Annotated in this window: 27 protein-coding genes and 1 pseudogene; 2 read left to right on the top strand and 26 right to left on the bottom strand. The window is 59.5% G+C overall.

What is annotated here, in order from left to right; translation table 11 throughout:
- Positions 1-250: 250 nt before the first annotated feature.
- From radC to N902_RS0102600, 17 genes are all read right to left on the bottom strand, one after another.
- A complete protein-coding gene (radC, locus tag N902_RS0102680) occupies positions 251-928 on the bottom strand; it encodes a RadC family protein (RefSeq protein WP_027369677.1) in 678 nt (225 codons plus the stop codon).
- Positions 929-932: 4 nt separating this feature from the next.
- Positions 933-1940, bottom strand: a complete 1008-nt coding sequence (locus N902_RS0102675) for a DNA polymerase III subunit delta (protein WP_027369676.1) — start codon at positions 1938-1940, stop codon at positions 933-935.
- Between the two features lie 67 nt (positions 1941-2007).
- Positions 2008-2514: an LPS assembly lipoprotein LptE gene (lptE, locus tag N902_RS18540; RefSeq protein WP_051564174.1), complete on the bottom strand. Its 507-nt coding sequence runs from the start codon at positions 2512-2514 to the stop codon at positions 2008-2010.
- A gap of 11 nt (positions 2515-2525) precedes the next feature.
- Entirely contained in the window at positions 2526-5018 is a 2493-nt protein-coding gene (leuS, locus tag N902_RS0102665; protein ID WP_027369675.1) for a leucine--tRNA ligase, read from the bottom strand.
- Between the two features lie 208 nt (positions 5019-5226).
- Positions 5227-5670, bottom strand: a complete 444-nt coding sequence (gene nusB, locus N902_RS0102660; protein WP_027369674.1) for a transcription antitermination factor NusB — start codon at positions 5668-5670, stop codon at positions 5227-5229.
- A gap of 2 nt (positions 5671-5672) precedes the next feature.
- Positions 5673-6152: a 6,7-dimethyl-8-ribityllumazine synthase gene (ribH, locus tag N902_RS0102655; RefSeq protein ID WP_027369673.1), complete on the bottom strand. Its 480-nt coding sequence runs from the start codon at positions 6150-6152 to the stop codon at positions 5673-5675.
- A gap of 720 nt (positions 6153-6872) precedes the next feature.
- Entirely contained in the window at positions 6873-8087 is a 1215-nt protein-coding gene (locus tag N902_RS0102650; RefSeq protein ID WP_027369672.1) for a bifunctional 3,4-dihydroxy-2-butanone-4-phosphate synthase/GTP cyclohydrolase II, read from the bottom strand.
- Positions 8088-8396: 309 nt separating this feature from the next.
- On the bottom strand, positions 8397-9056 hold the full coding sequence (locus N902_RS0102645) for a riboflavin synthase (RefSeq protein ID WP_027369671.1): 660 nt from the start codon (positions 9054-9056) through the stop codon (positions 8397-8399).
- Between the two features lie 454 nt (positions 9057-9510).
- The gene (gene ribD / locus N902_RS0102640) at positions 9511-10614 is read right to left on the bottom strand and encodes a bifunctional diaminohydroxyphosphoribosylaminopyrimidine deaminase/5-amino-6-(5-phosphoribosylamino)uracil reductase RibD (protein WP_027369670.1); all 1104 of its coding nucleotides are present in this window, start codon (positions 10612-10614) and stop codon (positions 9511-9513) included.
- Positions 10611-11066: a deoxycytidylate deaminase gene (locus N902_RS0102635; protein ID WP_027369669.1), complete on the bottom strand. Its 456-nt coding sequence runs from the start codon at positions 11064-11066 to the stop codon at positions 10611-10613. The genes ribD and N902_RS0102635 overlap by 4 nt, the downstream gene beginning before the upstream one ends.
- Before the next feature lie 75 nt (positions 11067-11141).
- A complete protein-coding gene (gene fabF, locus N902_RS0102630; protein ID WP_027369668.1) occupies positions 11142-12383 on the bottom strand; it encodes a beta-ketoacyl-ACP synthase II in 1242 nt (413 codons plus the stop codon).
- A gap of 610 nt (positions 12384-12993) precedes the next feature.
- Positions 12994-13230, bottom strand: coding sequence for an acyl carrier protein (gene acpP / locus N902_RS0102625; RefSeq protein WP_027369667.1), 237 nt, complete (start codon positions 13228-13230; stop codon positions 12994-12996).
- Between the two features lie 34 nt (positions 13231-13264).
- Positions 13265-14008: a 3-oxoacyl-[acyl-carrier-protein] reductase gene (gene fabG / locus N902_RS0102620; protein ID WP_027369666.1), complete on the bottom strand. Its 744-nt coding sequence runs from the start codon at positions 14006-14008 to the stop codon at positions 13265-13267.
- Positions 14009-14035: 27 nt separating this feature from the next.
- Positions 14036-15028 (bottom strand): beta-ketoacyl-ACP synthase III, encoded by a 993-nt coding sequence (locus N902_RS0102615; RefSeq protein ID WP_027369665.1) that lies wholly within the window; start codon positions 15026-15028, stop codon positions 14036-14038.
- 146 nt (positions 15029-15174) lie between these two features.
- A complete protein-coding gene (gene plsX, locus N902_RS16065) occupies positions 15175-16275 on the bottom strand; it encodes a phosphate acyltransferase PlsX (protein ID WP_084287649.1) in 1101 nt (366 codons plus the stop codon).
- Positions 16262-16447 carry a 50S ribosomal protein L32 gene (gene rpmF, locus N902_RS0102605; protein ID WP_027369664.1) on the bottom strand — a complete coding sequence of 62 codons (186 nt, stop codon included), beginning with the start codon at positions 16445-16447 and terminating at the stop codon, positions 16262-16264. Before rpmF ends, plsX begins: the two co-directional genes overlap by 14 nt.
- Positions 16448-16529: 82 nt before the next feature.
- Complete coding sequence (locus tag N902_RS0102600; protein ID WP_027369663.1) at positions 16530-17054, bottom strand: YceD family protein; 525 nt, start codon at positions 17052-17054, stop codon at positions 16530-16532.
- A 325-nt stretch (positions 17055-17379) separates the two neighbouring features.
- On the opposite strand from N902_RS0102600, the gene rpmB reads away from it, so the two are divergent.
- Entirely contained in the window at positions 17380-17586 is a 207-nt protein-coding gene (gene rpmB, locus N902_RS0102595) for a 50S ribosomal protein L28 (protein ID WP_027369662.1), read from the top strand.
- A 78-nt stretch (positions 17587-17664) separates the two neighbouring features.
- Here the strand turns inward: rpmB and gltX are convergent, their stop codons facing one another.
- From gltX to N902_RS16060, 6 genes are all read right to left on the bottom strand, one after another.
- Positions 17665-19062, bottom strand: coding sequence for a glutamate--tRNA ligase (gltX, locus tag N902_RS0102590; protein ID WP_027369661.1), 1398 nt, complete (start codon positions 19060-19062; stop codon positions 17665-17667).
- 385 nt (positions 19063-19447) lie between these two features.
- Positions 19448-19672, bottom strand: a complete 225-nt coding sequence (locus N902_RS0102585; protein ID WP_027369660.1) for a NifU family protein — start codon at positions 19670-19672, stop codon at positions 19448-19450.
- Between the two features lie 108 nt (positions 19673-19780).
- Complete coding sequence (locus tag N902_RS0102580) at positions 19781-20140, bottom strand: ferredoxin-thioredoxin reductase catalytic domain-containing protein (RefSeq protein WP_027369659.1); 360 nt, start codon at positions 20138-20140, stop codon at positions 19781-19783.
- Entirely contained in the window at positions 20137-20391 is a 255-nt protein-coding gene (locus N902_RS0102575; protein WP_027369658.1) for a glutaredoxin family protein, read from the bottom strand. The genes N902_RS0102580 and N902_RS0102575 overlap by 4 nt, the downstream gene beginning before the upstream one ends.
- A gap of 73 nt (positions 20392-20464) precedes the next feature.
- The gene (tmk, locus tag N902_RS0102570; protein ID WP_027369657.1) at positions 20465-21103 is read right to left on the bottom strand and encodes a dTMP kinase; all 639 of its coding nucleotides are present in this window, start codon (positions 21101-21103) and stop codon (positions 20465-20467) included.
- Positions 21079-22113 (bottom strand): 3'-5' exoribonuclease YhaM family protein, encoded by a 1035-nt coding sequence (locus N902_RS16060; RefSeq protein ID WP_034621379.1) that lies wholly within the window; start codon positions 22111-22113, stop codon positions 21079-21081. Before N902_RS16060 ends, tmk begins: the two co-directional genes overlap by 25 nt.
- A gap of 51 nt (positions 22114-22164) precedes the next feature.
- Here N902_RS16060 and surE point away from each other — a divergent pair, with 51 nt between their 5' ends.
- The gene (gene surE, locus N902_RS0102565) at positions 22165-22926 is read left to right on the top strand and encodes a 5'/3'-nucleotidase SurE (RefSeq protein ID WP_027369656.1); all 762 of its coding nucleotides are present in this window, start codon (positions 22165-22167) and stop codon (positions 22924-22926) included.
- A 355-nt stretch (positions 22927-23281) separates the two neighbouring features.
- Here the strand turns inward: surE and thrC are convergent, their stop codons facing one another.
- The 3 genes and pseudogenes from thrC to N902_RS0102550 all read right to left on the bottom strand — a co-directional run.
- A complete protein-coding gene (thrC, locus tag N902_RS0102560; RefSeq protein ID WP_034621376.1) occupies positions 23282-24730 on the bottom strand; it encodes a threonine synthase in 1449 nt (482 codons plus the stop codon).
- Positions 24731-24869: 139 nt separating this feature from the next.
- A complete protein-coding gene (locus N902_RS0102555; RefSeq protein ID WP_153304125.1) occupies positions 24870-25376 on the bottom strand; it encodes a DUF456 domain-containing protein in 507 nt (168 codons plus the stop codon).
- 114 nt (positions 25377-25490) lie between these two features.
- Positions 25491-26819, bottom strand: a pseudogene (locus N902_RS0102550) (phenylacetate--CoA ligase family protein); the annotation flags it as partial.
- Between the last annotated feature and the right edge of the window lie 99 nt (positions 26820-26918).

The following is a 26918-nucleotide window of genomic DNA, read 5'->3' as shown; positions in this document are numbered from 1 at the left end:
ATCTCTGACCTCTGATCTCTGCCCACCGACCACTGGTTGTGGCCAATATAGCTGGAAGCGGCACATGCCGTCCCCTTGGGGGGACAAGGCTGGCGGAGGACCTCGGTTTGATATCATGCAGCCGGATGATTCGCTGAACTATTCCGACTGTCTTTCTTCTTTACTGACCTCTGACGTCTGACGTCTGATCTCTGACCTCTGACGTCTGACCTCTGACCTCTGATCTCTATCTCTGCCCCCCGGGGCCCCCCTACAGCAATCCTCTCTCCTGAAAGCTGTAGTAGCTCTCTTCCGCCACCACCACATGGTCCAGAACCCTCAGCCCGATTTCCCCGGCCGCCTTCTGGACCCGCCGGGTCAAATCCTTGTCCTGTACCGAGGGAGTGGGATCTCCACCAGGGTGGTTGTGGATCAAAATGACCCCAGACGCCTGCCATTTCAGGGCTAGGGCCATGATCTCCCGGGAATAGACCAATGCCTGATCCACTGTCCCCTGCGAGACCTGAACAAAAGAAATCAACCGGTTCTTGTTGTCCACCAAGGCCGCCCAGAAGCTCTCCACCGGCTGATGCCCGATTCGGGAACAGGCCATTTCCGCGACCGTGCCGGGGGTGCAGAGCATCTCTTTTCGCCGCAGGGGGGATTCCTGCAGCCGGGCCCAGAACTCCTGCCACACTCCCCAGAAGGTCTCCAGCCCCGGACCGAAGCCCTCAACCTCCCGCAGCTCTTCCTGGCGGGCGGTAAAGACTCCCTTCAGGGAGCCGAACCTTTGAAGCAGATCCTTGGCCAGGGGCTTGGTGTCCCTGCGGGGCAGGCCGTAGGCCAGCAGCAGCTCCAGGAGCTCGTAGTCGGCCAGGCTGGACCGGTCCTGGCGGAAGCGTTCCTTCAGGCGCTTGCGGTGGCCGATGTAGTGAGGCTGGTCAGACATAGGCTCAAACCTGCTGCGGATTGGTGGGACGGGCGCCGCTTCCTCCGAACACCTGCATCATTCGGCTGACCACCAGCTCCTGGGCTTGGGACTGGGAAAACTCCCCGGATTTGATCCCTGATTCCGCCTCCAGGATCACAGTCCACAGCCGGCTCAAGCGCTGAGGGCCCAGCCGGGAGGCCATCTGCTTCTTCTCCGCCTTGACCCGGCCGGGCATGAAAACCTTGTCCTCCTCTCCGGCCTGGAGCTGCCAGAGGACCCTGGCCTCGCGCTGCAGCAGGGCCAGAAAAGGCATGAGCATATCCGCATTGGCCCCAAGCTGGTTTCGAAGCAGGGTCCGCCAGAGCTCCACTTCCTTGCCCCTGCTCTGCAGGGCGCGGATAAATGCAAAGATGTCCAGATCCGGCTGAAAGGACAGGACCTGCAAATCGCTCTCCTGCATGGACCTGCGCTCGGCCAGAAGGAGGGAGAGCTTCTCCAGCTCGTTGCCCAGAGCAGCCGCATCCAGGGGCAGGGCGTTGACCAGGACCGATCGAACGGGTTCCGGGATGTCTATACCTTGGGCAACGGCCCAGGCCTCGACCCGCTTCTTAACTGCCGTTCGGTCCAGTCCGGCGGAGCGCCACACCCACCCCTTGTTCTCAGCCACCTTCCAGAAGGCCTGCTTCTGCAGGACGGCCGGAATGGGCGGCTTGCCCCGCTCCCACTGCTTCTCCAGGCACAAAAACGGCCATATCCCGGTTCGAAAGCTTCCCAGGATCGGATGCAGCTTTTTCCAGTCCTCGGCCTTGAAGTGCTCCGCCTTGCGCACAACCACCGCAGTCGGACGCCCGAGGAGACTGGTCCAGGTCAGGGCCTGCCAGCAGGAGTCGGGGAGCTCCTCGTCCGCCCAAAAGGTCCGCACCTTCCAGGTATCGTCCTGGGCAGCCAGCAGGGCGTGAATGCGTTCTTTGATCAGCTGCCCGTCCGGGCAGACGCAGAAGGTGAATCCGTGGCGGGTGTTTTTTGACATAGACGGCGCTTATGCAATGGACTGGAGGCAACGGACAGTGGTCAGTGGTCGGCGGCTGCCGCCACTACTAAAATCCCGCACTGAGCTGACCGGCCAGGGCGTCGGCCGCATCCTCGACGACCCGCCGCTCCGCTTCCCGCTTTTCTCCCGCCCCGGTAAACGATTCGCGCACATTCACCGGCGAGGAAGCCCACAGCAGGCTTCTGTCCTCCGCAGAGAGGATCCTGGCCTCCATGCTCAGAGCGATCTGGGATCTCAAGGTCTCCTCTTCCGCGCTCTCCACCTTGGTATAGTCCCTGTATCTGGTGATGATCAGCTCCAGCAGGCCTTCGGCCTGGTCCCGGTCCACCCAGGCCACCCGGCCCCGCCTGGTGAACTCGTCCCGGACCTCGGATATCAGCCGGGATTCGATCCATGGCTCGGTGCTAGGGTTTTCCACCCGGTCGATGTACAGGCTGGTGATCCCATGGGGCATCTCGATGGGAACGGATGAGGAGAGGTGATACCCGCAGGCAGGGAGAACCGCGAGGAGAACGCCAACCACCCAGATACGGACTGCATATCGTAATCTCATCGCTTGGCCCCTCACCCCACAACCACATTGACCAGCTTCTCCGGGACAACGATGACCTTTTTCACCTCTTTGTCCTGGATGTGCCGCTGGACGTTCTCGTTGTCCAGGGCCAGGGCCTTGATGTCTTCCTGCTCCGCCTGGGCAGGGACCGAGATCCTGCCCCTGAGCTTGCCGTTGACCTGGACAACGATGGTGACCTCGTCTTTGTGCAATGCCTGCGGATCGTGCTCCGGCCAGGACCTGGCCGCAAGGCAATGGTCGTAGCCGGTCATGGCCCACAGCTCTTCGCAGATATGCGGGGTCATGGGGTACAGACAGAGAAGAGCGGTGGACCAGGCCGAGGAAAGGACCTTGCGGCCGCTCTCAGTCCGGCTCAGCTCATCGTAGGCCGCACTGACCGCATTGGTCAGCTCCATGACCGCGGCAATGCAGGTATTGAACTGAAACTCCTGTTCCAGATCCCTGCTGATCTTGAGCAGGGACTCGTGTTCCTTGCGCCGCAGGTCGCGGCCGGTCGTGGACAGCTCACCGTCCTCCAGCCGGGCGCAGGGGCCGATGGGGGTGAGCAACGGAGACAGCTGATCATGCAGGCGCCACATGCGGTGCAAAAACCGGTGGGCGCCCTCCACTCCCTGATCGTTCCAGTCCAGATCCTTCTCCGGGGGAGCGGCGAACAGGGTGAACAGCCTGGTGGTGTCCGCCCCGAATCGGTCCAGCATCTCGTTGGGGTCAACGATATTGCCCTTGGACTTGCTCATCTTGGCCCCGTCTTTGAGGACCATGCCCTGGGTCAGCAGATTGGCGAAGGGTTCGCTGTGCTCCAGGTAGCCCAGATCCCGCAGGGCCTTGGTGAAGAACCGGGCATACAGCAGGTGCAGGATGGCGTGTTCAATGCCCCCTATGTACTGATCAACCGGCATCCAGTAGGACAGCTCCCGGGGATCGAAGGGGGCATTGTCCAGCTTGGCCGATGTGTAGCGGGCAAAATACCAGCTGGACTCCACAAAGGTATCCATGGTGTCTGTTTCCCTGCGGGCCGGGCCGCCGCATGCAGGGCAGGTGGTCTGAACAAAATCCTCGGTTTCCGGCAATGGAGAACGGCCGTCCGGCCGGGTCTGCACACCTGTGGGCAGGACAACCGGCAGATCATCTTCCCGGACCGGGACCGCCCCGCACTTTTCGCAGTAGACCACCGGGATGGGCGCGCCCCAGTAGCGCTGCCTGGAGATATTCCAGTCCCGGAGCCGGTAGTTGACCGCCTTTTCTCCCAGACCCTTTTCGGCCAGGTGCTCCGTGATTCTGGTCTTGGCCGTCTCATGATCCAAGCCGGAGAACTCGCCGGACTGGACCAAATATCCAGGCCCGGCATAGGCGGCCTGAAGCCCGCCCTCGTGCTCCTCCTGATCGGCCGGCTTGATCACTTCCCTGATCTCCAGTCCGTATTTGCCGGCAAACTCAAAGTCCCGCTGATCATGGGCCGGGACGGCCATGACCGCACCGGTTCCGTACTCCATGAGCACGAAGTTGGCCACATACACAGGTATGGGCTCTCCAGTCACTGGATTGATGCAGTAGGCCCCGGTAAAGACGCCTTCCTTCTCCGTATCCTCTGCGGTCCGCACACTGCGGTCCGTTGCCTGCATCCGGCGGACAAAGGCCGTCACTTCCTCTTCCTGCGGCTTTCCCCGGACCAATTCCTCAATCAGGGGATACTCCGGAGCCAGGCTCATGAACGTGGCCCCATACAGGGTGTCCGGCCGGGTGGTGAAGACCCGGATGTTTTCATCCCCGCCCTGGACCGGAAAATCTATCTCCGCACCCAGACTGCGGCCAATCCAGTTTTCCTGCATGATCCGCACCCGCTCCGGCCAGCCCGAACGCAGGGTCTTTAGATCGTCCAGAAGCTCGTCGGCGTAGGCGGTAATGCGCACGAACCACTGGGCCAGCTCCTTGTTCTCCACCATGGACCCGCACCGCCAGCACTCTCCGTCTTCCACCTGCTCGTTGGCCAGCACGGTCTGACAGTCGGGACACCAGTTCACCGGGGCCTGCTTGCGATAGACCAGCCCCTTGTCCCAGAGCTTGAGGAAAAAAAGCTGCTCCCAGCGGTAATAGGACGGATCGCAGGTGGCCAGCTCCCTGTCCCAGTCCAGGGAATAGCCCAGGCGCTTGAGCTGGGAGCGCATCTCGTCGATATTGGCGTAGGTCCACTTTGCCGGATGGGTGTTGTTCTTGATGGCCGCGTTTTCCGCCGGGAGACCGAATGCGTCCCAGCCCATGGGATGCAGGACGTTGTAGCCCTTCATCCACTTGAAACGGGCAATCACATCCCCGATGGTATACACCCGGACATGGCCCATATGGATGCGCCCGGACGGATAGGGGAACATCTCCAGCACATAGTATTTTTCCTGTTCTGTATCGGCCCGGGCGGCGAAAAGATTGTCCTTTTCCCAGCGTTCCTGCCATTTCTGCTCTATCTGCACAGCGTGGTATTGGGACATAGCTAACTTTGGTTGTCGGTTATTCGTTGTTCCTTCGTCGCTTCCGCACCCAGCACCGGAGGGGATGTCAGGGCCTGTAGCCGGGAGCCTGTGGGCAGAGATCAGAGATCAGACGTCAGAACTCTGACGTCTGACCTCTGATCTCTGTCTTCTGACTTCTGCCTTCTGTCTTCTTCCTCTTGCCGACTTCCGACCTCTGTCTTCCGGCCTACGCACTCTGCTCCCGGGCATGGACAATGGCGTCCAGGATGCCGTTCACGAATCCTCCGGACCGATTGTCTCCAAACTTCTTGGCCAGCTCGATCCCCTCATTAATGGCCACCTTGTCCGGCACATCCTCTCGATGCAGGAGCTCAAAAAGGGAAAGACGGAGCACGGTCAGCTCTATCTTCCCGATCCTCTCCAGACGCCAGTTCTTGCAGTGAGCGGTAATCAAGGCATCCAGCCGGGGCAGGTTGGACAGCACCCCCCTGACCAGCTCCAGGGCGAATCCGTCGCCTGTGCCCAAATCCTCCTCATGGTTGCCTATGAAATGGTCGAAGGTCCGGAGCATGTGCCCAAGATCCGGCTGGGGATAGAATTGCATCCCGTACAGGACCTGGAAGGCCTTCTCCCTGCCTTGCCGCCGTGGGCTCTTGTGTTTTTTTGCCATGGTCACACGGATTGAAGTTGCCGCAGAACGTGTGCTGTCTCCAAGGCAGCCAACGCAGCCTCCGCGCCCTTGTTTCCGGCCTTGCTCCCGGCCCGTTCAATGGCCTGCTCCAGGGAGTCGGTGGTCAGGACGCCGAAGCCCACGGCCTTGCCGCTTTCCAGGGACACATTGGCCAGGCCTTTGGAGACCTCGGCCGCTACATAGTCGAAATGGGGTGTGGATCCCCGGATCACCGCTCCCAGGCAGATGATCCCGTCCAGGTCGTCTTGAGCAGCCAGCTGCTTGACCACCACAGGCATGTCAAACGCCCCGGGAACGCGGACAATGCGCATATCCTCCCGGCTACCCCCGTGCCGGAGCAAAACGTCCACTGCTCCGCTGATCAAGCGATCGACGATAAAGTCGTTGAACCGGCTGGCCACCAGGGCGAAACGCAGCCCCTCGGCCTGCAGCTGTCCTTCAATAGTGGAAATATGGTGCATAATTCACATCCGTTTGGATTATATTTATGTGAAAAACTGTTATTGGTTAATAGTTGGCATAATCCAAATCGAAATCGGGATCGGTATCGAAATCGTTTGTATGCTTGGTTAGCGCATACGTGTCTGCGCCTTGGCAGGCATGCGGGTTGATGAGAGCAATCAGAGATTCTTCGCTCCCAGGCTCGATTACGAACGACGACCGGAGGTCAAAGATCAGACGTCAGAGGTCAGTAAAGAGCAAAGACAGCCGGGACAGTTCAGCGCATCATCCGGATGCCTGATATCAAACCGAGGTCCTGGGTCAGCCTGCCCCCCTTGAGGGGAGTTGGGGTGTTGTCTGTGGCTTTCCCGGGATCTGCGGCGTGCCAACACCCCCCTTGGATTCCCCCCTCAAGGGGGGACGGCATGTGCCGCTACCAGCTATATTGTACACATTCAGAGGACGATCACTCATTCCCCTCCAAATCCGAAGAGGGCGAATGATTATTCGCCCCTACACACAAACCCGCCGGATCCAACCACTCTTCGGCTGAGATTTCTTTCTTCCACTGACTACAGACTACCGACCACTGTCCGCCTTCCACCGGCTACTGCCTACTGCCCACCGACTACCAGCGTCTGACCTCCGACGTCTGACCTCTGATCTCCGTCTACCGACTACCGATTCCCGGCCACTGTCCGCCTTCCACCGGCTACTGACTGCAGACCGCTGTCATCCGTCTATTGTGTTTCGCCGAAAGACTCCAGCAGATGGCCCAGCTTTTCCTTCTTGGCCCGCAGGTAGTTGGCATTCGTCTCGCACAGCGGGCCTTCCAGGGGAACGCGCTCCACGACCTCCAGCCCGTATCCTTCCAGGCCGACAATCTTTTTTGGATTATTGGTCATCAGGCGCATCTTGGACACCCCGAGATCGACCAGGATCTGGGCCCCGATGCCGTAGTCCCGCAGGTCGGGCTTGAACCCGAGGCTCAGATTGGCCTGCACTGTATCCTGTCCCAGATCCTGCAGGTGGTAGGCCCGGATCTTGTTGCCCAGGCCGATGCCCCGGCCTTCCTGGCGCATGTACAGGACCACTCCGGCCCCTTCATCCTCGATCAGGCGCATGGCCTTTTGGAGCTGCGAGCCGCAGTCGCAGCGCAGGCTCCCAAAGACGTCTCCGGTCAGGCACTCGCTGTGCACTCGGACCAGGACCGGATCATCCTCCTTGATCTCCCCCTTGACCAGGGCGATATGGGTGTAGTCGTCTATATCCGATTCATAGGCCAGGGCCCGGAAACTACCGTGGCAGGTGGGCAGCTCCGCCTCTCCGACGCACTGGACCAGGGAGTCGAACTTGGACCGATAGCGGATGAGATCTTCAATGGTGGCGATCTTCAGCCCGTGCTCCTGAGCAAAGACCTCCAAGTCGGGCATCCGGGCCATGTTCCCGTCGTCGCGCATGATTTCACAGATCACCGCCGCCGGCTTCAGTCCTGCCAGCTTGCTGAAGTCGACGCTGCCCTCGGTCTGCCCTGCCCGGACCAGGACCCCGCCCCTGCGGGCCCGCAGGGGAAAGATATGTCCGGGGGTGGAGACGTCTTCAGGCTGAACCCGGTCCTGAACTGCGCTCAAAATGGTGGTGGCCCGATCGTAGGCGGAGATTCCCGTGGTCACCCCCTTGGCGGCTTCAATGGATACAGTGAAGGCCGTACCGAAACGGGATTCATTGCGCTTGGGCTGCAGGGGCAGCTGCAGCTTGTCGACCCACTCCGGGGCCAGGGCCAGACAAACCAGCCCCCGTCCGTACTTGGCCATGAAATTAATGGCTTCCGGAGTAACCTTTTCAGCGGCAATGGTCAGGTCACCCTCGTTCTCCCGATCTTCATCGTCGACCAGGATCAGCATTCGGCCCTGTTTGATCTCCTCAATTGCCTCTTCCGGGGTGCACGTGCTCATCTTCGGCTCCGCTTTTTCCTAAGGGTTTTATATGAAAAACTGTTATTCGTTAATAGTTGGGATAATCCAAATCGAAATCGGGATCGCTATCGAAATCGAAAGAATATGTCATTTTGTGCAGCAGGAATCCTCAGTTTATGGATATCGATCCCGATCCCGATAGCGATTACGAATCCGAAGAAAGAAAATCACTACAATGGGTAAGCACTTTCAATCGGTATCGAAATCATTTGTATGTTTCGTGAGCGCAAGCGCGCCCGTCAGGGCATGTGGGTTGTATACAACAATGCATTTTTTGTTTTGATCCGGCTATCCCCCAAAACCGTGGCTGCGGAGAAAGTCCATGCTTATCTCCGTCTTGGGCTGTGCATTCTGCTCCTGCCAGGGATCGAGCATTTGCCGCACATACTTGGCAATCAGGTCCACCTCCATGTTCACCTCACTGCCGGGCCGCCAGGAATCGACGGTGGTGTCCTTCTGAGTGGCCGGGATGATATTGACCTCCAAAAATCCCTGGCCGCAGGCATTGACCGTTAAACTGATCCCGTCCAGGGCTACAGAGCCCTTGGGGACCACGTACGCAGACCACTGCGGATCAAAGCGCACTTTATAGACCCGGGACTGTCCGGCCGGAGCTATGGACTCTATCTCTGCCAGGCAGTCCACGTGGCCGCTGACCAGGTGCCCTCCCAGGCGGTCCTGTAGGGACAAGGCCCGTTCCAGGTTGACCCGGTCTCCGGTTTTCAGCCCTCCAATATTCGAGTGCTCCAGGGTCTCCTGGGAAGCATAAACCCAGAACGAACCCGGGGCAAACTCTTCCACGCTGAGGCACACACCGTTGACCGCAATGCTTTCCCCGAGCTGCAGGTCGGACCATGGGCTGTGCGGCCCTATGCGCATCCGCTGCTCGGACCTGGAGCCGGCAATGGCCTGGATGCTGCCCAGGCTTTGGATAAGACCGGTGAACATAGTGAATGAAAAACTCTTTGTCGTTCTTGATTCGTCGTTTTCGCCCGAAGCAGTGGCCGGTGGTCGGTAGCCAGTGGCCGGTAGCCAGTGGTCCGTATTCCGTAGTCAGTAGTCAGTAGGCAAACCTCAACGATCAGAAGACAGTGCCCGTCGTCAACGATCTGTAATCATGACGTCAGAGCAAAAAACATGCTGATTTCTTGCATCAAAGCCGGAAGAGGGCGAATGATTATTCGCCCCTACACACGGACCCGCCGGATAGAGGCAGAATTACACAGATCTTCCTTCTTCCACTGACCTCTGAGGTCTGATCTCTGACCTCTTCTTTCCGGCTACCGGCTACTGTCCTCTATCTTTTCCCCGTCCCCCCTAAAGGGGGGTTGGGGGGTGTCTCTTCTCTCTGTCTTCTGATCTCCGACCTCTGACCTCTGACTTCTGTCCTCTGTCCCCTGATCTATGCCGGCCTGTACACCAGCCACAGATCGCTGCCCACCTGCTCATGGCTGATCAAGCGCCATCCCAAGGCCTGGTCCATGGACTGCACCCTGCGCCCGGAGGCCACACTGACCCCGCCTTCATCGCCCAGGACCTTGGGAGCCAGGACCAGGTGGAGTTCATCCGCCAGACCGGCCTGCATAAGCTCCATGCCCAGCCTGCCGCCCCCTTCGCACAAAATTTCAGTGCACCCCAGGTCCGTGTACAGCCGGTGCAGCCCGGACCGGACATCCAGCCCTCCGCTTTTGTCCCCGGCCAGTCCGAAGATCCGCACTCCCCTGCTGCACAGTTTGGACGCCGCTTCTGATTCCGCCTGCTGGAGTGAGGTCAAGATCACAAGCTCCCCGGGCCTTTCGCGGACCACAAACAGGTCCTCCCCAACGTTCGGAAGCCTGGTGGTCAGCACAACGGCCAAGGGCTGCCTGCCGCCATGCACAGACCGATTGGTCAGCCGGGGATTGTCCGCGCGCATAGTGCCTCCACCGACCAGCACGGCCTGGGAAGCGGCCCGCATATCCTGAACCCGCTGCCGGGCCTGCTCTCCGGTCACCCAGGCCGAATGGCCGCCTCTGGCTGCAATCCGCCCATCCAGGGTAGCCGCCAGCTTCAGACGGACCAGGGGACGTGATTCCAGAGCCCAGGCCCGGAAATCGGCAATCAGATCCAGGCAGGCCTGTTCTTCCTCCCCGATCTCAACCTGCACCCCGTGCTCTTTCAGCCGCTTCGCTCCCCCTCCGGCCACATCCGGGTTTGGATCCAGGGTCCCGATGACCACCCGGGGTATCCCCGCGTCTATCACGGCCTGAGTACACGGGGGCGTTCGTCCGTGGTGGTTGCAGGGCTCCAAGGTTACCCACAGGGTGAGCTCCGTCAAGTCCCATCCTTTGTCCCTGGCCTGGCTCAATGCCTCGACCTCTGCATGGGGCAGGCCCGGCCCTTTGTGCCAGCCCACGGCGGCCGTAATGCCGCCCTTGGTCAACACAGCCCCGACGCAGGGATTGGGGGCGGTCCTCCCCTTGGCCTGCTCGGCCAGCTGAATGGCGAGAAGCATGGGCCGGGTCATAGCTCCAGCTCCAAGAGCTCGAACTCCACCTCCGCCTCCCGGAGCATGTCCGCCGCCAGCTGGTCTGGGTATCCCTGGGCGAAATATATCTTGGAAAACCGGCAGTTGATGAGCATTTTTGAACAGATAAGGCAGGGCTGGGTGGTGCAGAACAGTTGGGCACCGGCAAGCTCGATCCCATGGACCGCGGCCTGGATGATGACGTTCTGCTCGGCATGAAGACCTCGACACAGCTCATGCCGTTGACCGGAGGGGATATTCAGCTCTTCGCGCAGGCACCCTTGATCCAGGCAGTGAGCAAGGCCGGAAGGTGCTCCATTGTACCCGGTGCACAGGATGCGCTTGTCTTTGACTGCAACCGCCCCCACCTTTCGGCGCAGGCAGGTGGACCTTTCCGCCACCAGAAAGGCGATGCGCATGAAATATTCCGGCCAAGGCAGGCGCTGGGGCACGAAAACATCCTTTGAGGTCCGGGTTGATGCGGACGTTCAACCCAGTGAGCACGTGCCTGCTGCACAGGCACCCGGCTAGCAGCCCTGAAACAAAATGCAGGCGTTGGTTCCGCCGAACCCGAACGAGTTGCACAGCACCCTGTGCACCTGTTCCTGCCTGGAGCCCTCGGACACGTAGTCCAGATCGCATTCGGGATCCGGGTGTTCAAGATTAACAGTCCCCGGGATCATCCCCCGGTCCAGGGTCATCACGCTGAACACGCTCTCTATGCCCCCGGCCGCACCCAGGGCGTGCCCGATCATGGACTTATTGGCTGTCACGCTGATCTTTGAGGCGTGGGGTCCGAAGACTTTCTTTATCGCTCTGGTCTCGCACAGATCGTTCCACCACGTGGATGTCCCGTGGGCATTGACGTGATCGACGCCGCCGGCATCCAGCTCCGCCTCCGCAATGGCCGCCTGCATGGCGTGGGCCATCCCGGCTCCGCTCTCATCCGGGGCCGTTATGTGGTAGGCGTCGGCCGAGGCTCCGAACCCGACCACCTCGGCATATATGGTCGCGCCCCGTTGTTTGGCATGCTCCAGCTCTTCCAGAAGCAGAAATCCGCATCCTTCGGCGATCACAAAACCGTCCCGACCCTGGTCAAAGGGGCGGGACGCCCGGTGGGGGTCGTCGTTGCGCTCGGAAAGGGCCCGCATGGCATTGAACCCGGACACGGCCATGGGCGTGATGGTCGACTCCACCCCGCCGCAGATCATGGCCTTGACCCGGCCCAGCTTGATGTCGGAGAACGCGTAGCCGATGCTGTGCACCCCGGAGGCACAGGCCGAAGTGGTAACCAGGTTCGGCCCCTTGGCCTTGGTGGCGATGGCGATCTGTCCGGCCGCAATGTTGGATATCAGCTTGGGGATATAAAAGGGCGATATCCGTGACGGCCCCTTCTTCAGCAGTCGGGTGTGAAACTCTTCTATGGTCTCCAGTCCCCCAAGGCCGCATCCAAGGAGTATCCCCACCTCATGAGTCCCCTGCTCCGGATCGATCTCCAGCCCGGCATGATCGATGAGCATCCGGGATCCGGCCACTGCGAACTGATTGAACCGGTCCATGCGCTGGATCTGTTTGCGGGGAATATACTGCGCCGGATCAAAGTCCTTGACTTCTCCCGCTATCTTGGTGCTGAAGTCTGAACAGTCGAAACGGGTGATTGGACCAATCCCCGATTCCCCGGATATCAATCCATTCCAGCTGGACTCCAGATCGTTGCCCAACGGAGTAATGGCCGCCAGGCCGGTAACGACGACTCGTTTTCCAATCATGAAAACACACTCATGAGGTTGCTGTTTACCCGGTTTGCAAGGGGCGAATGATCATTCGCCCCTACACACGGACCGCCGGATCGAGACAGAATCGCACAGATCTTCACTTCTTCCACTAACCTCTGACGTCTGATCTCTGACCTCTGTCTTCCGGCCACCGACCACCGGCTACCGACAACTGACTACCGACTACAGGCTACTGACTACTGTACACTGTCCTCTGCCTTCTTCCCGTCCCCCCTTGAGGGGGGTTGGGGGGTGTTTTCTTTGGCTTTCCCGGCAGCAGCGCCCTGGCAACACCCCCCTTGGATTCCCCCCTCATAGGGGGGACGACATGTGCCGGTCCCAGCTATATTGCACACATTCAGAGGGCGATCACTCATTGTCCTCCAAATCCGAAGAGGGCGAATGATTATTCGCCCCTACACACGAACCCGGCGGATCGAGGCAGAATTGCACAGATCTTCACTTCTTCCACTGACCTCTGAGGTCTGATCTCTGACCTCTGTCTTCCGGCTTCCGACCACTGACTACCGACTACAGGCTACTGTATTCCGACTACCGGCTACCGGCTACCGACAACTGACTACTGTCCTCTGTCTTCTGTCCGCTACGCCGCCTGTCTGCTTTCGATGTACTTGATTGCGTCGTTCACGGTCCGCAGGTTCTGGGCCTCTTCATCGTCGATTTCCAAGCCGAACTCATCTTCCATGGCCATGATCAGCTCGGTGAGATCCAGGGAATCCGCCCCCAGATCGTCGACGAAATTGGCTTCCGGAACCACTTCGCTTTCGGCCACGTCCAGCTGTTCGGCCACAATATTTTTTATTTTTTCCAATACTGACATGCGTCCTCCTCGACCTGTTTGTTTCCTTGTAGGTTTACTGGTAGAGTCCTCCATTCACGCCGATGACCTGGCCTGTGATGTAGCCGGCCTGCTCCGAGGCCAGCCAGGCAACAGTCTCGGCCACATCCTCGGGACGGCCGAACCGGCCCAAGGGGATCCTGGCCAGATACGCATCCCTGACCTGCGGCTCCAGGGCTTCCGTCATCTCGGTGGCGATAAACCCGGGAGCTACGGCATTCACAGTCACGTTGCGCGGGGCGAGCTCCATGGCCGCGGCCTTGGTCAAGCCGATCAGACCGGCCTTTGAGGCGCAGTAATTGGCCTGTCCCGGATTTCCGGACTGACCGACCACGGATGTGATGTTCACAATCCGCCCGGTGCGCTGGCGGACCATGATCTTGGCCGCTTCCTGCAGACAGGCGAACGCCCCGTCCAGATTGACCTGCATAACGCGGTCCCAATCCGTGGATTTCATGCGTAGAAGCAGCCCGTCCTTGGTCACTCCGGCATTATTGACCAGAAGCCCAAGGTGCACCTGACCCTTGATCGATCCCCGAAAAAATGAGGCGACACTTTCCCGATCACTGACATCCAGGGCAAAGGCCCGGGCGGATCCGCCGCGCTCGGAGATGGCGCCGCAGACCTCCTCGGCCATATCAGCCCGGCTGGTGTAGGTTATATAGACCTGCCAGCCGTGAGCGGCCAGGACCTCGGCAATGGCCCGGCCGATCCCTCTGGACCCTCCGGTGACTATGGCTGTTTGTGCCTGTTCGCTCATAAAACTCGTTGTCTCTCTATGGTTGCGCTAAAACTGGAGCAGGGTGGCGCCCCAGGTCAATCCCGCTCCAAAGGAAACCAGCAGGACCTTGGCCCCTGTTTTGACCTGCCCCAGCTCCACGGCCTCGCCCAGGGCAATGCCCACAGAAGCGGCCGAGGTGTTCCCGTACCGGTCAACATTGATATAGACCTTCTCCAAGGGACAGGCCAGCTTTTTGGCCAGGGCTTCAATGATCCGCATATTGGCCTGATGGGGGATAAACAGATCGATATCCGCAATGGACAGTCCATTTTTGCCCAGAATATCCAGGGTCAGCTCAGCCATGCCCCGCACCGCATGTCGAAACAGCTCCCGGCCCTTCATCTGGATGAAGTACTCTTCCCCCACCTGCTGGCCCAAGGTATAGGGCCGGGCCGAATTGCCTTCGATACCCACTGGAAGCAGATCACCGAGACTCCCATCAGCCCGGAGCAGGGAGTCCACAATCCGGGCCTGGCTGCTCCCCTGCCCCGACACAATGGCCGCTCCGGCCCCGTCCCCGAAAAGGACACAGGTGTTCCGGTCCTGAAAATTGACCTTTGAGGTGCACACCTCGCTGCCCACGACCAGCACGGCCGAATCGGGCCGAACAGCCACGATCCCCCGGGCGGTGTCCAGACCGTAGGTGTATCCGGAGCACCCGGCGGCCAAGTCCATGGCCATCATGGCTCTGCTCGCACCCAGCTTGCTCTGGACCAGACAGGCGGTTGTCGGCTCACAGTAATCCGGAGTGAAGGTGGCAACCAGAATATGGGTCAGCTGATCCGCCCCCATTCCAGCATTCTGCAACGCCTTTCCAGCCGCATTCAAGGCCAGATCGGAGCAGCTCTGCCCCGTGCCAGCAATACGCCGTTCCTTGATCCCGGTTCTGGTCGTGATCCATTCATCGGAGGTCTCAACCAGCTGTTCCAGATCGCTGTTGGAGAGAATCCGTTCCGGAACGTAGTAGCCGACACCTAAAAGATATGATTGGGTATACATAGCCGTTTCAACAGCGTGCGGACTCCAGGCAGCTCACAGCGCCCGCGGAGGCCCCACAGCACGGTTGGTTCATATGGCGTGAAGACGAGGTGGATCCGGATGGCACAGAGCGTGATTCCAGAAAAGACCGCCCCGGTACGCCGGTTTTATGTCTCGTCCTGGGACTCTTCATTGTGTCCTGATCCCTTGCCTGCTGAAGAATGCAGAATATGCTTCAGCCGATGAAAACGGGTGATCTCCGGATGTGCTTCCAGACCGGCCCGGATGTCGTCGTTGGTCCGGTTTCGGATATACGATCCGGCCATCTGCACCGAGCTTTGAATGGCCCGCGTCCCGGAAGATCCGTGGCAGACGAATGACGCCCCATTGAGCCCCAGGAGCGGAGCGCCGCCGTACTCCTCGTAATCCAGCCGACGACGAAAACGCTTCAAGGCCGGCAAGGCGAGCATCCCCCCCAGCTTGGCCCAGAAACCCCGTCCCAGCTCCTTGCGCAGCATACTGGAAAAGGCCGTTCCAAGCCCTTCGGACAGCTTGAGGACCACATTGCCCACAAACCCGTCGCAGACCACAATATCCACATCGCCCTGAAAGATGTCCCGCCCCTCCACATTGCCCACAAAATTCATCGAGGTTCGGGCCAAAAGGCCGTAGGCCTCATTGACCAGCACATTGCCCTTGCCCTGCTCCTCGCCGATGCTGAGTATTCCTACCTGCGGCTCCGGGGTCTTGAGCACATTGACCGCCAAGGCCTCGGCCATGATTGCGAACTGGACCAAATGCCTGGGTTTGGAATCCACATTGGCCCCCACATCGATAATCAGCAGCGGCTTGTTCTCCCTGGGCAACACCGTGGCCAGCCCCGGGCGCTCAATGCCCTTGATCCGCCCCAGGGCGAACATGCCGCAGGCCAGAGTCGCGCCGGTATGCCCGGCACTGACCACTCCGTCCGCGTCATTCTCCCGAACCAGTTTATAGGCCACCTGAATGGAGGTGTCCTTTTTCCGGCGCATAATATGCGAGGGCTTATCGCCCATTTTGGCCACGTCATCGGCGTGAACAATGTCCACCTCAAGGCCGTCGACCATGGTTCGGGACAGCTCTTGCTCAATCTGCTCCTGGTTGCCGACCAAACGGAGCGCAATGTCCCGTCGCCGTGCCGCCTGGATTGCCCCAGGGACCATGACTTGAGGGCCATAGTCGCCGCCCATGGCGTCTATGGCGATCCTGGGACGGCTATTCGTCCCCATCTCCGGTTCCTGTGACCTGCCGTTCGCGGTAGGTTCCGCACGAAGGGCAGATCCGATGGGAAAGCCTGGGTTCGCCGCATGCGCAGTTGATCACATTGGGTGTGGGCACCCGGTGATGGGAACGGCGCATATTCTTTTTGGATTTCGATGTCTTTTTCTTGGGGACAGCCATTGTTCCTCTCCTTGACCTCTCGATTGCTTAAGTGACCACCGGGTTGGCCGGGGCCGTATATTCCTGAGTGAGCCTTTTCAGCCTATGACGTATTGATCTGCAGACGGCGGAGAACTTCCAGCCTGGGATCCAGGGTATTGCGATCGCACCCGCACTCGCCGGCATTCAGATTTCTTCCGCACTGGGGGCAAATCCCCCGGCAGTTCGGCATGCACAAAGGCTTGACCGGCAGAGCAAGAACGAATTGCTCCCATAAAACAGCGGCCAGGTCCAGCTCCAGACCTTCGCCCCCCTGCCGAAAGCGCTCGGCATATTCCTCCTCTTCGTTCTGCCCTTCCAGGGACTCGAACACGGTGAAGGGGACATCCAGAGGGCAGGGCATGCTCTCGGTGCAACGGTCGCAGACCAGGGATACGGAGCCCTGCAGCCGCCCTTGGATCAAAAGGCCGTCGCTTTGGGGAACGATGTGCAGCTCGGCCGTCAATGGCTCGACGATCTCGGCGTTGAGCTCAAACTCGGCCAGCGGTTCACTCCACACGGCCTGTTCAGATATTGTCAACCGACGTCCCTGAGCGGGACATTCGGCAAAAGAAACCCATATGTGCATCGTATTCGCCTCGTCAAACCGCTATATCTACGTGCAGCCGGGGCCGATTGTCAAGACGCACAGGCTTGCCATTTCCCAGTAAACAATATAGTGTATGTCTCTTTCTCAATGAGTGCAAACAATTTTTGCATCATGCATGAGTCGTCGGGGAAATGCGCAGCGCCGCACATTTTGACCTGTCTGCGGTCAGGGCCGGCTCCGTGTCCCGGACTGTTCCCCGGCTATCAGGGGCGGGTGGTCCCATTTGTATCTCACAATGCACGCTCACTGAGCATACGGGCTTGCCACGCAAGCTCTAAAGCAAACACTTCCAGGGAGGAAACAGATGGCCAAGCAATGCGCAGTTTGCGGAAAAAAACCCATGGTCGGTTTCAACGTCAGTCACGCCAACAACAAAACCAAGCGCAGATTCAAACCCAACCTGCAGCGGGTCAAGACCCAGCTCTCGGACGGACGGATCAAGCGCATCGATGTCTGCACCCGCTGTCTGCGCAGCGGCGGGGTCACCAAGCCGGTTATCAGCGGCACCTAAGCGGGGACGGCAGAGCAGAAGTCAGAAGACAGAGGTCAGACGTCAGATGTCAGACGTCTGACCTCTATCTTCTGTCCTCTAGACCTGCAGGGCCCGCTCCATGCGCCGCAGTACGTGCGCCTTGCCCAGAACCTCCATGGTTTCAAAGAGCCCCGGGCTGGCCTTTTTCCCAGTCACGGCCACCCGTATCGGCTGAGCCAGGAGCTTGAACTTGATCCCTGTTTCCTCCAAATATGCCCGGATACTCTCTTCCAGAGCCGACTGATCAAAGGACGCGAGTCCCTGGAGCCGCTCAATCAGGGCCTGAAGATGGGGCCTTACCTCTGCGGTCAGGACCTTGCCGACCAGGTCAGGATCATAGGCGATATCCTCATCGCTGAGCACGAAGACTGCGGCCTGATCCGCCATGTCGGCCATTGTTGCGGCCCTTGGCTGGAGCAGGGGAATGACCTGTTCCAGATAGGCGGCGTCCGGCACGGGAAGTTCCTTGCGCTGCAGCTGCTCTGCGAGCAGGGGAACGAGGTCTGCGGGCGGACTGTTCTTGATGTGCTGACTGTTCACCCAGTCCAGCTTTTCCGGGTTGAACACGCAGGCCGACTTACCGAGATTGTGCAAGGAAAAAAGCGAGATCAGCTCCTCCGGTTCAAACAACTCCTGGTCTCCATGTGACCAACCCAAGCGAACCAGGGTGTTCAGCACGGCCTGGGGCAAATATCCCCTGTCCCGATACTCCAACACAGACATGGCCCCGTGCCGTTTGCTCAGCTTCTTCTTGTCCGGCCCCAAAATCATGGGGACGTGCCCAAAGCTGGGCAGATCAAACCCCAGGGCCTGATACAAAAGGACCTGCTTGGGGGTATTGCTCATATGGTCGTCCCCACGCAGGATATGAGTCATGCCCATCAAGGCGTCGTCCACAACCACCGCCAGATTATAGGTCGGCATGCCGTCCGCCCGGCGGAGAACAAAGTCGTCAAGCTCTCGATTATCCACCCGGTTGTAGCCCCTCACCAGGTCCTCAAATCCAGTTTCTCCGTCCAGGGGGGCCTTGAGCCGGACTACCCGCCCAGGCCCCGGCCCCAGACCCAGCTCCCGGCAGCGGCCGTTGTATTTGGGCTTCAGCCCTTTGGCCCGGGCCTCTTCCCGCATGGCTTCGACCTCGTCGGCGCTGCATTGGCAGTAATAGGCCTTCCCGGAAGCAAGGAGCCTTTCGATATGCTCGTTGTACACATCCAGGCGCTGGCTCTGAAAATACGGCCCTTCATCCCAATCCATGCCCAGCCAGCGCATGGACTCCAGAATGCCCTCGGTCATTTCCCAGGTTGAGCGTTCAACATCCGTATCTTCAATGCGCAGGATAAACTTCCCGCCTTGACTTCTGGCCAGGAGCCAGTTGAACAAGGCGGTACGGGCGCCGCCTATATGCAGATTGCCGGTGGGACTGGGCGGAAAACGGGTTACGACGTGCTTGGTCATGATCTCTCCAGTTCACAGCTGCTTGGAGCAAATTTAAGTTTTCAATCCTGCATAAAAAAAGGCTCTTCGACCCAGAAAGTGGAATTGCCTCCATAAGAGTTTGCCGTCTCTTCTGTGTGCCGTGAGCGGCAGGCCCGAACATTTTCTTGGTCTCGCCACCCGGCACTCACGTGTATGATACGCTCACTCAAACAGAAAGTAGTGAACTGCACGTGAGTAGCCGGGAGGGGGCAGGGATCCCCCTTTGGCGGGGCTTAGAAAATACCGGGCCGAAAGTGGGCACACAGAAGAGATGGCAAACTCCAAAAAACCACAGGCTACGTCGAAGAACCAAAAAAAACAGCCCGCAACGAGCTGTTTTCTTTGTCTCCAACATGGGCGGTTCTTACTTGACTGCTTCAACAGCCTTGATTTCCGGAATCTTTTCCTTGATTACCCGCTCAATGCCATTCTTCAAGGTCATCTGGGACATGGGGCACCCGGCGCATGCTCCCTGCAAGCGGACCCGGACCACATTGTCCTCTGTAACCTCCACCAGCTCCACATTGCCCCCGTCAGCCTGAAGCTGGGGGCGGATGGTTTCCAATATCGATTCCACACGTTCTTTCATGGTCTGCTCCGTAGTGTCTGGCAGGGTTGTGCCCTGTTTGGATGAAAATGTTGTCATTCGTAAACGAGTCTGGGAACGAAGAAGCTCTCATCAATTCAGACCACCCCTTCAGGCAGGACCCTCCAGCCCCAAAGCGGCCATGGCCTTTTCCGGGGGCCGGCGTTCCGGCACATGGACATGGGCAATGCTCCCTTCGTTCCATTCCTTGGATACGTACAGCCCACAATAGCAGCTGCCGTACTCCTCGACGTCCTGAGCGGCATACACGCAAGGACAGATGATGTCTTTATCTTTTTCATATTCGCCTGAGGCCAGTCGACAAGGGCAAGCAGTGTACCCATAGCGGTCCTTGTTCACCACCAGGCTCTCCAGCAGAGGCCAGACCATGTCCTGATCTTTGTTGAAATACAGGCCCTTTTTTTCCATCAGGGGCTTGAGTTTGGCGTACAGGTCTTCCACCCGGCTCATAACTGCTCCAGGGCGTCTTCAATCTCATCCTTCTTGAATCCGACAATGCATGTGTCCCCCACCAGCAGGGTGGGGAAGGACAGATTGGGATTATGCTTCTTCACCTCTTCAATGGCCTCCTGCCGTTCCTCGCCGCTGAGCCGGTCCACATAGGTGCAGTCGTAGTCCACGTCCTTTTCATCCAGAAATTTCTTGGCATTCTTGCAGTGCACACATGTGCTCAGGGCATAGAGCTTCACATCCTTGTCCATAGATCCTCCTCTGAAATTTTCCGGACGGCATTTTGGGGCATATTGATTGAGTTTAGTGTCTGTGGAATCATTGTCAAGGAGACAGGAGGCGGGACTCGATCTCCTTCTGGACCTGGGCATAGACCTCGTCTTCTGTCCCGGCGCCGTTGACCACCACGATACGCTCCCTGTCCCTGGAGGCCAGCTCCAAGTAGCCCTCCCGAATCCGGGAATGGAAGGCCAGGGATTCGGCCTCGAAACGCCCCTCGCTCTGATCCGTGCCCTGCTCTCCGTTCCTGGACCTGGCCCGCTGCAGGCCGGTCTCCGGCGAAAGATCCAGAACCAGGGTCAGATCCGGAGTGACCCGGTCCACCGCCAGCTCATTCAGCCCCTGCACCATGTGCAGGTCAAGCCCCCGCCCGAACCCCTGGTAGACCAGGGTCGAATCGGCAAACCTATCCACCAGGACCACACTTCCGGCTTCCAGGCCCGGCTTGATGATCTCATGCACGTGCTGGGCACGATCGGCCAGGTACAGGAAAAGCTCCGTCCTGGAGCAGAGGTGGTTGTTCTGGGCATCCAGAAGGAGGCTGCGCAGGGTGCGACCCACTGCGGTCCCCCCGGGCTCCCTGGAGAGGAGGACAGAACGGCCCATGCTCTGGAGCCATTCGCGGACCCGCACGGCCTGGGTGCTTTTCCCGCAGCCCTCTATTCCTTCAAAGGTAATAAGCATTGTTTGGCATTCCGTGTTTTGGACTTGCGTTCCGGCTGCAGCAAATCGTATGTTTTTTTCGGCCGATAGACCATGCGCTCCAGAGAGGGCTGATAGGCTGACCAGCCCTGGGCACCGGGGGCGATACCGGTGAGTGCCTGATCCAGAGTGTTCATCTTGGCATCCAGGTTGTCCATGAAGTGAAGGACAAATGCCTCCTGGGTCTTCGGCCGACGCGGGGAGCCGTAGCTGTACTCTCCGTGATGGCTGAGCAGCAGGTGTTCCAGATGCAGGCTTAAGTCCGGATCCAGATCCTGCACCCGGGCGACAAAAGGCATGACCCGGTCCACTCCCAGGGTAATGTGTCCCACCAGGCGACCAGCGTCAGTGTAGTCCCGGCTGATGCCCCCGTCCAGCTCCCAGGCCTTGCCCATATCGTGGAGCACTGCGGCCACCAGGAGGATCTCCCGGTCCAGGTCGGGATACAGCTCGCAGACCGCCAGGCAGAGGCGCACAACCTGCAGGGTATGCTCCACCAGGCCGCCCCGATAGGCATGATGGATATTTTTGGCCCCCGGGGCATTCACCAGGCACTCGCGCATGGCAGCATCGCTGAGCACGGCTTTGAGCAGCTTCCGCCACGGCGGGTAGCGCAGGTGCTCCCGGCACAGGCCTTCTATCTCGGAGAGGATCTGTTCCGGAGGACGAGAGCTGCTGGGAATGAAGTCGGCCCAGTCCCCGACCTCCTGGGGATCCACGACCTCCAGCTTCTGGACCACCAGTTGCGGCTGATCCCTGAAGGACCGGACCTGACCCTGAATGCGGACCACCTGCTCCGGCAGGAGCTGGGCATAGGCATTGCTCTGGGGGGACCAGATCTTGGCATTCAGCCGCCCGGTCTTGTCCTGGAGGGTAAGGTCCCAGAACGGACCGTTCTTGGACTGGCTCAGCTTGGCCTGGACAATGACGAAGACCTCGTATACCTCTTGGCCTTCAGTAACATCGTGGATAAAAACAGTTTTGGAAAGCATACACATCCTGCACGGGTGGTTGTGTCCATACGCAGCACAAGGGAGAAAACCATGAATATTCTGCTGACCAATGACGATGGGATCTGGGCCCCGGGACTGCGGGCCTTGCATCAGGTCCTGACCGCCGCCGGGCATCAGGTGACTGTTGTTGCTCCCCTGACCGAGCAGTCCGCTGTGGGACACGCAGTGACCCTGAGCTCCCCCCTGAGGATAAAGAAGGTCAACGACGGACCGTTTCTGGGATTCGGCGTTTCCGGATCTCCGGTGGACTGCGTGAAAATCGCCCTGGGCACCGTGTACAACCTGCGGCCGGACCTGCTCATCTCCGGGATCAACAACGGGGCCAACGTGGGGGTGGACATCCTGTATTCCGGGACGGTGGCTGCGGCGACCGAGGCGGCCCTGGTCGGCATCCCGGCGCTCGCAGTCTCCATAGACGACTTTAATCCCCAGGATCTGGTCCCTCAGGCCGAATACGTCCAGGATTTTCTGTCCAAAATCAGCTGGGCTTCCCTTCCGTCCCGCCGGGTATTGAACCTGAACTTTCCCTGCCTGCCCATGTCCGAATGCAAAAGCCTGCGCCTGTGCCCCCAGACCCGGGCCGTGTACGAAGACTGGTACGACGAACGGACCGACCCTCGGGGTCGCCGCTACTACTGGCTGTGCGGAGAGATCCTGCCTCAGAACCTGGAGCCGGATACCGACCGCACCCTCCTGACCCAGGGCTATATCACCCTGACCCCGCTGACCTTTGACTTCACCGACCGCGAGCTCATGCAGGCCCTGACCTCCACAATGGGCGGCGGCCGGTAGCCGGGATAGCTGCCCCTGGCAACGCCAGCCTAACAGGCTGGCCAGGTATCAGGCAGAGCCCTTGCACTGGGCACCTGCTTCTTTGTATGCCTGGTTAGCGTGCAGCGTGCACCCCCTGTAGGCAGGTATACACAAGGCAATAGATTCTTCAGTCCCTACCCTCCTTCAGAATGACACGAGAGGGCCATCAGAACCATCCGGGGACCACCATTCTTCTGTTTGTCATTCTGAGCGAGTGTGGGACTCGCCAAGGTCCCTCTCCGTCATTGCCCGGCCCGGAGACCCTATGCATATACCGGGATGAATCTCCCCGGGCAATCCAGGGGAAGGCATGCTATCTGCCCTGGATCTTCGCTCAGGTGAGTCCTAAACGCCGCACAATCTCTTCGGCCGCCCGGGCTGCGAAATCCTGCGCCGACAGGTGGGCCGTGTCCTGTTCCGAAAGAACGGGCTGGGGCTGATTGCGCAGTTCATCCCTGGGGTGGACCCCGTACTCCGGCGGGAACCGGTCCTGAAAGTACATCTCCTGGAATCCCATGAACTTCAAGCTGTGGGCGGTGGCATCCAGGATGGCCGTTTCCTTGTGCTCCAGGAGCCCAAGCTCCTTGGCCCGGAGCAGTCCGGCCATGCACTCTCCGCCCTGGGTGCATGCGATATGCCCATGCCGATTGGCCAGGAGCATGCCCTCCATTATGGCTTCTTCCGTCACCTGAATCACATTGAAGCTGCCCTCTCCTCCGGTCTTTTCGTATTCCTGGACCAAGGCCGCCACCCGGGGGAAGGATACCGGATTGCCGATCATGGCTGCTTGGGCCACACTCGGGGAGACAGAGACCGGGGCATAGGACCGCTGTCCCTGCGGCTGGCTGTAGTAACGATACACCGGATCCGCATGGCTGGACTGGACACCAAAGATGCGGGGAAGACCGGAGATGATCCCCAGGCGGTGGAGCTTGATGAATCCGGCCATGATTGCGGAGATGTTCCCTGCATTGCCGATGGGCACAAACAAAGCCTTGCCGGAGACATCCCAGTCGTACCACTGAGCGACCTCAAAGGCGTAGGACTCCTGGCCCAGGATCCGCCAGCTGTTTTTGGAGTTTAAAAGCGCGATCCGGTAATGGTCGGCCAAATACTCCACAACCCGCATACAGTCGTCAAACACCCCGGGAAGCTCCAGAACCACGGCCCCGCTTCCCAGGGGCTGTCCCAGCTGCTGTGGAGTGACCCGTCCCTGGGGCAGAAGAACCACCGAGGTCACCGGCGGACCGACATAGGCAGCGTACATGGCTGCTGCAGCCGAGGTATCGCCGGTGGAGGCGCAGACCGTGAGCACCTGGTCCCAGGAATGCTTTCGGGCCATGGCTTTGATTGCGCTTAAGGCGCAGGCCATGCCCCGGTCCTTGAACGATGCGCTGGGATTCTGCCCGTCGTTCTTGTAGGCCAGGGGCTGGCCGGCCACCGCCTGTAGCCCGGAGTTGGCGTTCACTATCGGGGTGTTTCCCTCTCCCAGCCAGACAATATCATCCACTTCCAGAATGGGACTGATCAGCTCGTAGAAGCGAAATATCCCCCGCAGGGCCGGATGCTTGCTCATGGCCCGGCGGTCGAATATCTCCCGCCAGCGTTGGCCTGGAGTCTCCAGCAACCGGGGGAAGCAAAGATCCTGCAAAAGAAAGACGCCGCTGCATTCCGGGCACGTGTAGTAGAGCTCCTGGCCGGAATATCTGGCCCCGCACTGCTGGCAGACGTACTCCATCTCTCCCCGATAGGAAGGAAATGTATCCCGATCAGTGTGCATCATATCGATCCTGTAGTAGTGGTGAGAGGGCGTTCGTCCCTCCGCGCGGACCCGCCGGATCCAGGCCGCATTTTCCAGTTATTCCAACTTCCACTGACCACTGGCTACCGGCTTCTATCCTCTGTCTTCTGTCCTCTGTCTTCTATCCCGGCCATACTCTGGGGATGCTCCAGGTTATCATGACCATGCCCAGGGCGGCCTTGGCCACAAATCCGAGCACCTTGCCCAGCATGGCGCCCTTGGAGGCCCTGATCGCCTCCGCCCAGGACCGTCCGGCTGCCAGCTCAACCCCAAGACTGCCGGCAAACGCGCCGATCAAGGCACCCAGAATGGACCCCAGGCCCAAAAAGAACGGCGCACCAAGCACAGCTCCGGCAATAGCTCCGATCAACGCCCCCCAGCTGCCCCGGTTGCTCCCTCCGTACCTTCGTGACCCGAACATCTGGCTCAAGAACTCAATGAGCTCGGCCACCCCGGCCAGGGCGATCAGCCCTATGAAAAACCACCAGCCTCCAGGCATTTCCGGATACGCCCACTTCCACAAAGCCAAGAGGCCGATATTGATCCAGTTGGCCGGAAGACTGAAGAAGTTGAGGGCCCAGATAAGAAACAGGAGAAGAAGAAAAAAGCCAGACAAGATTTCCAGCACAGCACATCACCTGCCGCAGAAGTTTCAAGGTTTCAGGAAGAAATCACTCCTGGCAAGGCCTTTTTCGACTGCCGCACGAAGGGGCTCGAGCCCTTGGATTATTCCCGGGGCTCTCTAGCCCTCCCTGCGATCTATGACCCGCTCGGCCTTGCCCTGGCTGCGGGGCAGACTGTTGTGCTCCACCAGATCCACCTTGGGAGTGATGAGCAGCTCCTCGCGCATGGCCCTGGTTATCCGCTGCCGCAAGGCCTGCAGGACGCGCATATCCTCTACGAACGCCTCGTCCTTGATCTCCGCCTTGATCCGCATCTGGTCCATATAGTCTTCTCTTTCCAGAATGATCTGGTAGTTCTGGCCCACTTCCTCTATGCCCATGAGCACCCGCTCCACCTGCATGGGATAGATATTCACCCCTTTGATGATGATCATGTCGTCCGCCCGGCCCAGGATCCGGTCGATGCGCCGGTGCGCACGTCCGCACGGACATTCGCCGGGCAAAAACCGGGTCAGATCCCTGGTCCGGTACCGGAGCAGGGGCATGCCTTCCCGGGTCAGGGTGGTGATCACCAGCTCCCCGATCTCCCCTTCGGCCACCGGCTCCAGGGTCTGGGGGTCCAGAACCTCAGGGAGATAGGCATCTTCCCAGATATGCATCCCCTTTTGAGCCGGACACTCAAAGGCAACCCCGGGGCCGTTCATCTCGGACAATCCATAGGAGTTATAGGCCTTGACCCCATACACGTCCTCGATCCTGGCCCGGATCTCCTCCGTGTGCGGCTCAGCCCCGATCAAGGCCACGCGCAGGGGCAGGGACCGGGGATCGATGCCCTGATCCTGGAAGACTGCGGCCAGATGCAGGGCATAGGAAGGAATAATATGGATTGCCGTGACCTGGAAATCCGTGAGCAGCTTTATCTGCCGCCTGCTGTTCCCGGCTCCGGAGGGTATGGTCAGACATCCCAGGCGTTCGGCACCGTAGTGAATGCCCAGGCCGCCGGTGAACAGCCCGTACCCGCTGAGGTTCTGAAACACATCCCCGGGGCGCATGCCCACCATATGCATGCATCTGGCAACCAGGTCGGCCCAGGTGTTCACGTCATTTCGGGTGTAGAGAATGGCTGTCGGGCTCCCGGTGGTCCCGGAGGAAGCATGCAGGCGGACCAGGGAGGACAGGGGCTCGGTCAGAAATCCGTAGGGATAGCCCGCCCGCAGATCGTCCTTGGTGGTCAGGGGCAGATCCCGGATCTGCTCCGGACTGCTCACAGTCCACTCCGGAAAGATCCTGTCCTGATAAAACGGGGACCTGCGCGCCCGCTTCAGGACGGTCTGCAGCCGGTCGGCCTGCACGGACTGCAGCTCTTCCCGGCTCAGGGTTTCTTCTGGATGAAAAACAACCGCGGATTGGGATTGATTGAACATGGATACTACCTGATCTTTCTGTAGCCTGTTGTATGAAAATAATGCTCTAAGGTCTTGTTTTTACAGGATGTGTTATTTTCATGCTTCGTTGTGCCTGCGCTTTGGCAGGCATGTGGGTTTGTA

Origin of the sequence: Desulfovermiculus halophilus DSM 18834, assembly GCF_000620765.1 — a bacterium.
Lineage (GTDB): Bacteria > Desulfobacterota > Desulfovibrionia > Desulfovibrionales > Desulfothermaceae > Desulfovermiculus > Desulfovermiculus halophilus.
Note: the sequence above shows the minus strand (reverse complement) of the source record. Positions and strands in the feature narration are given on the sequence as shown.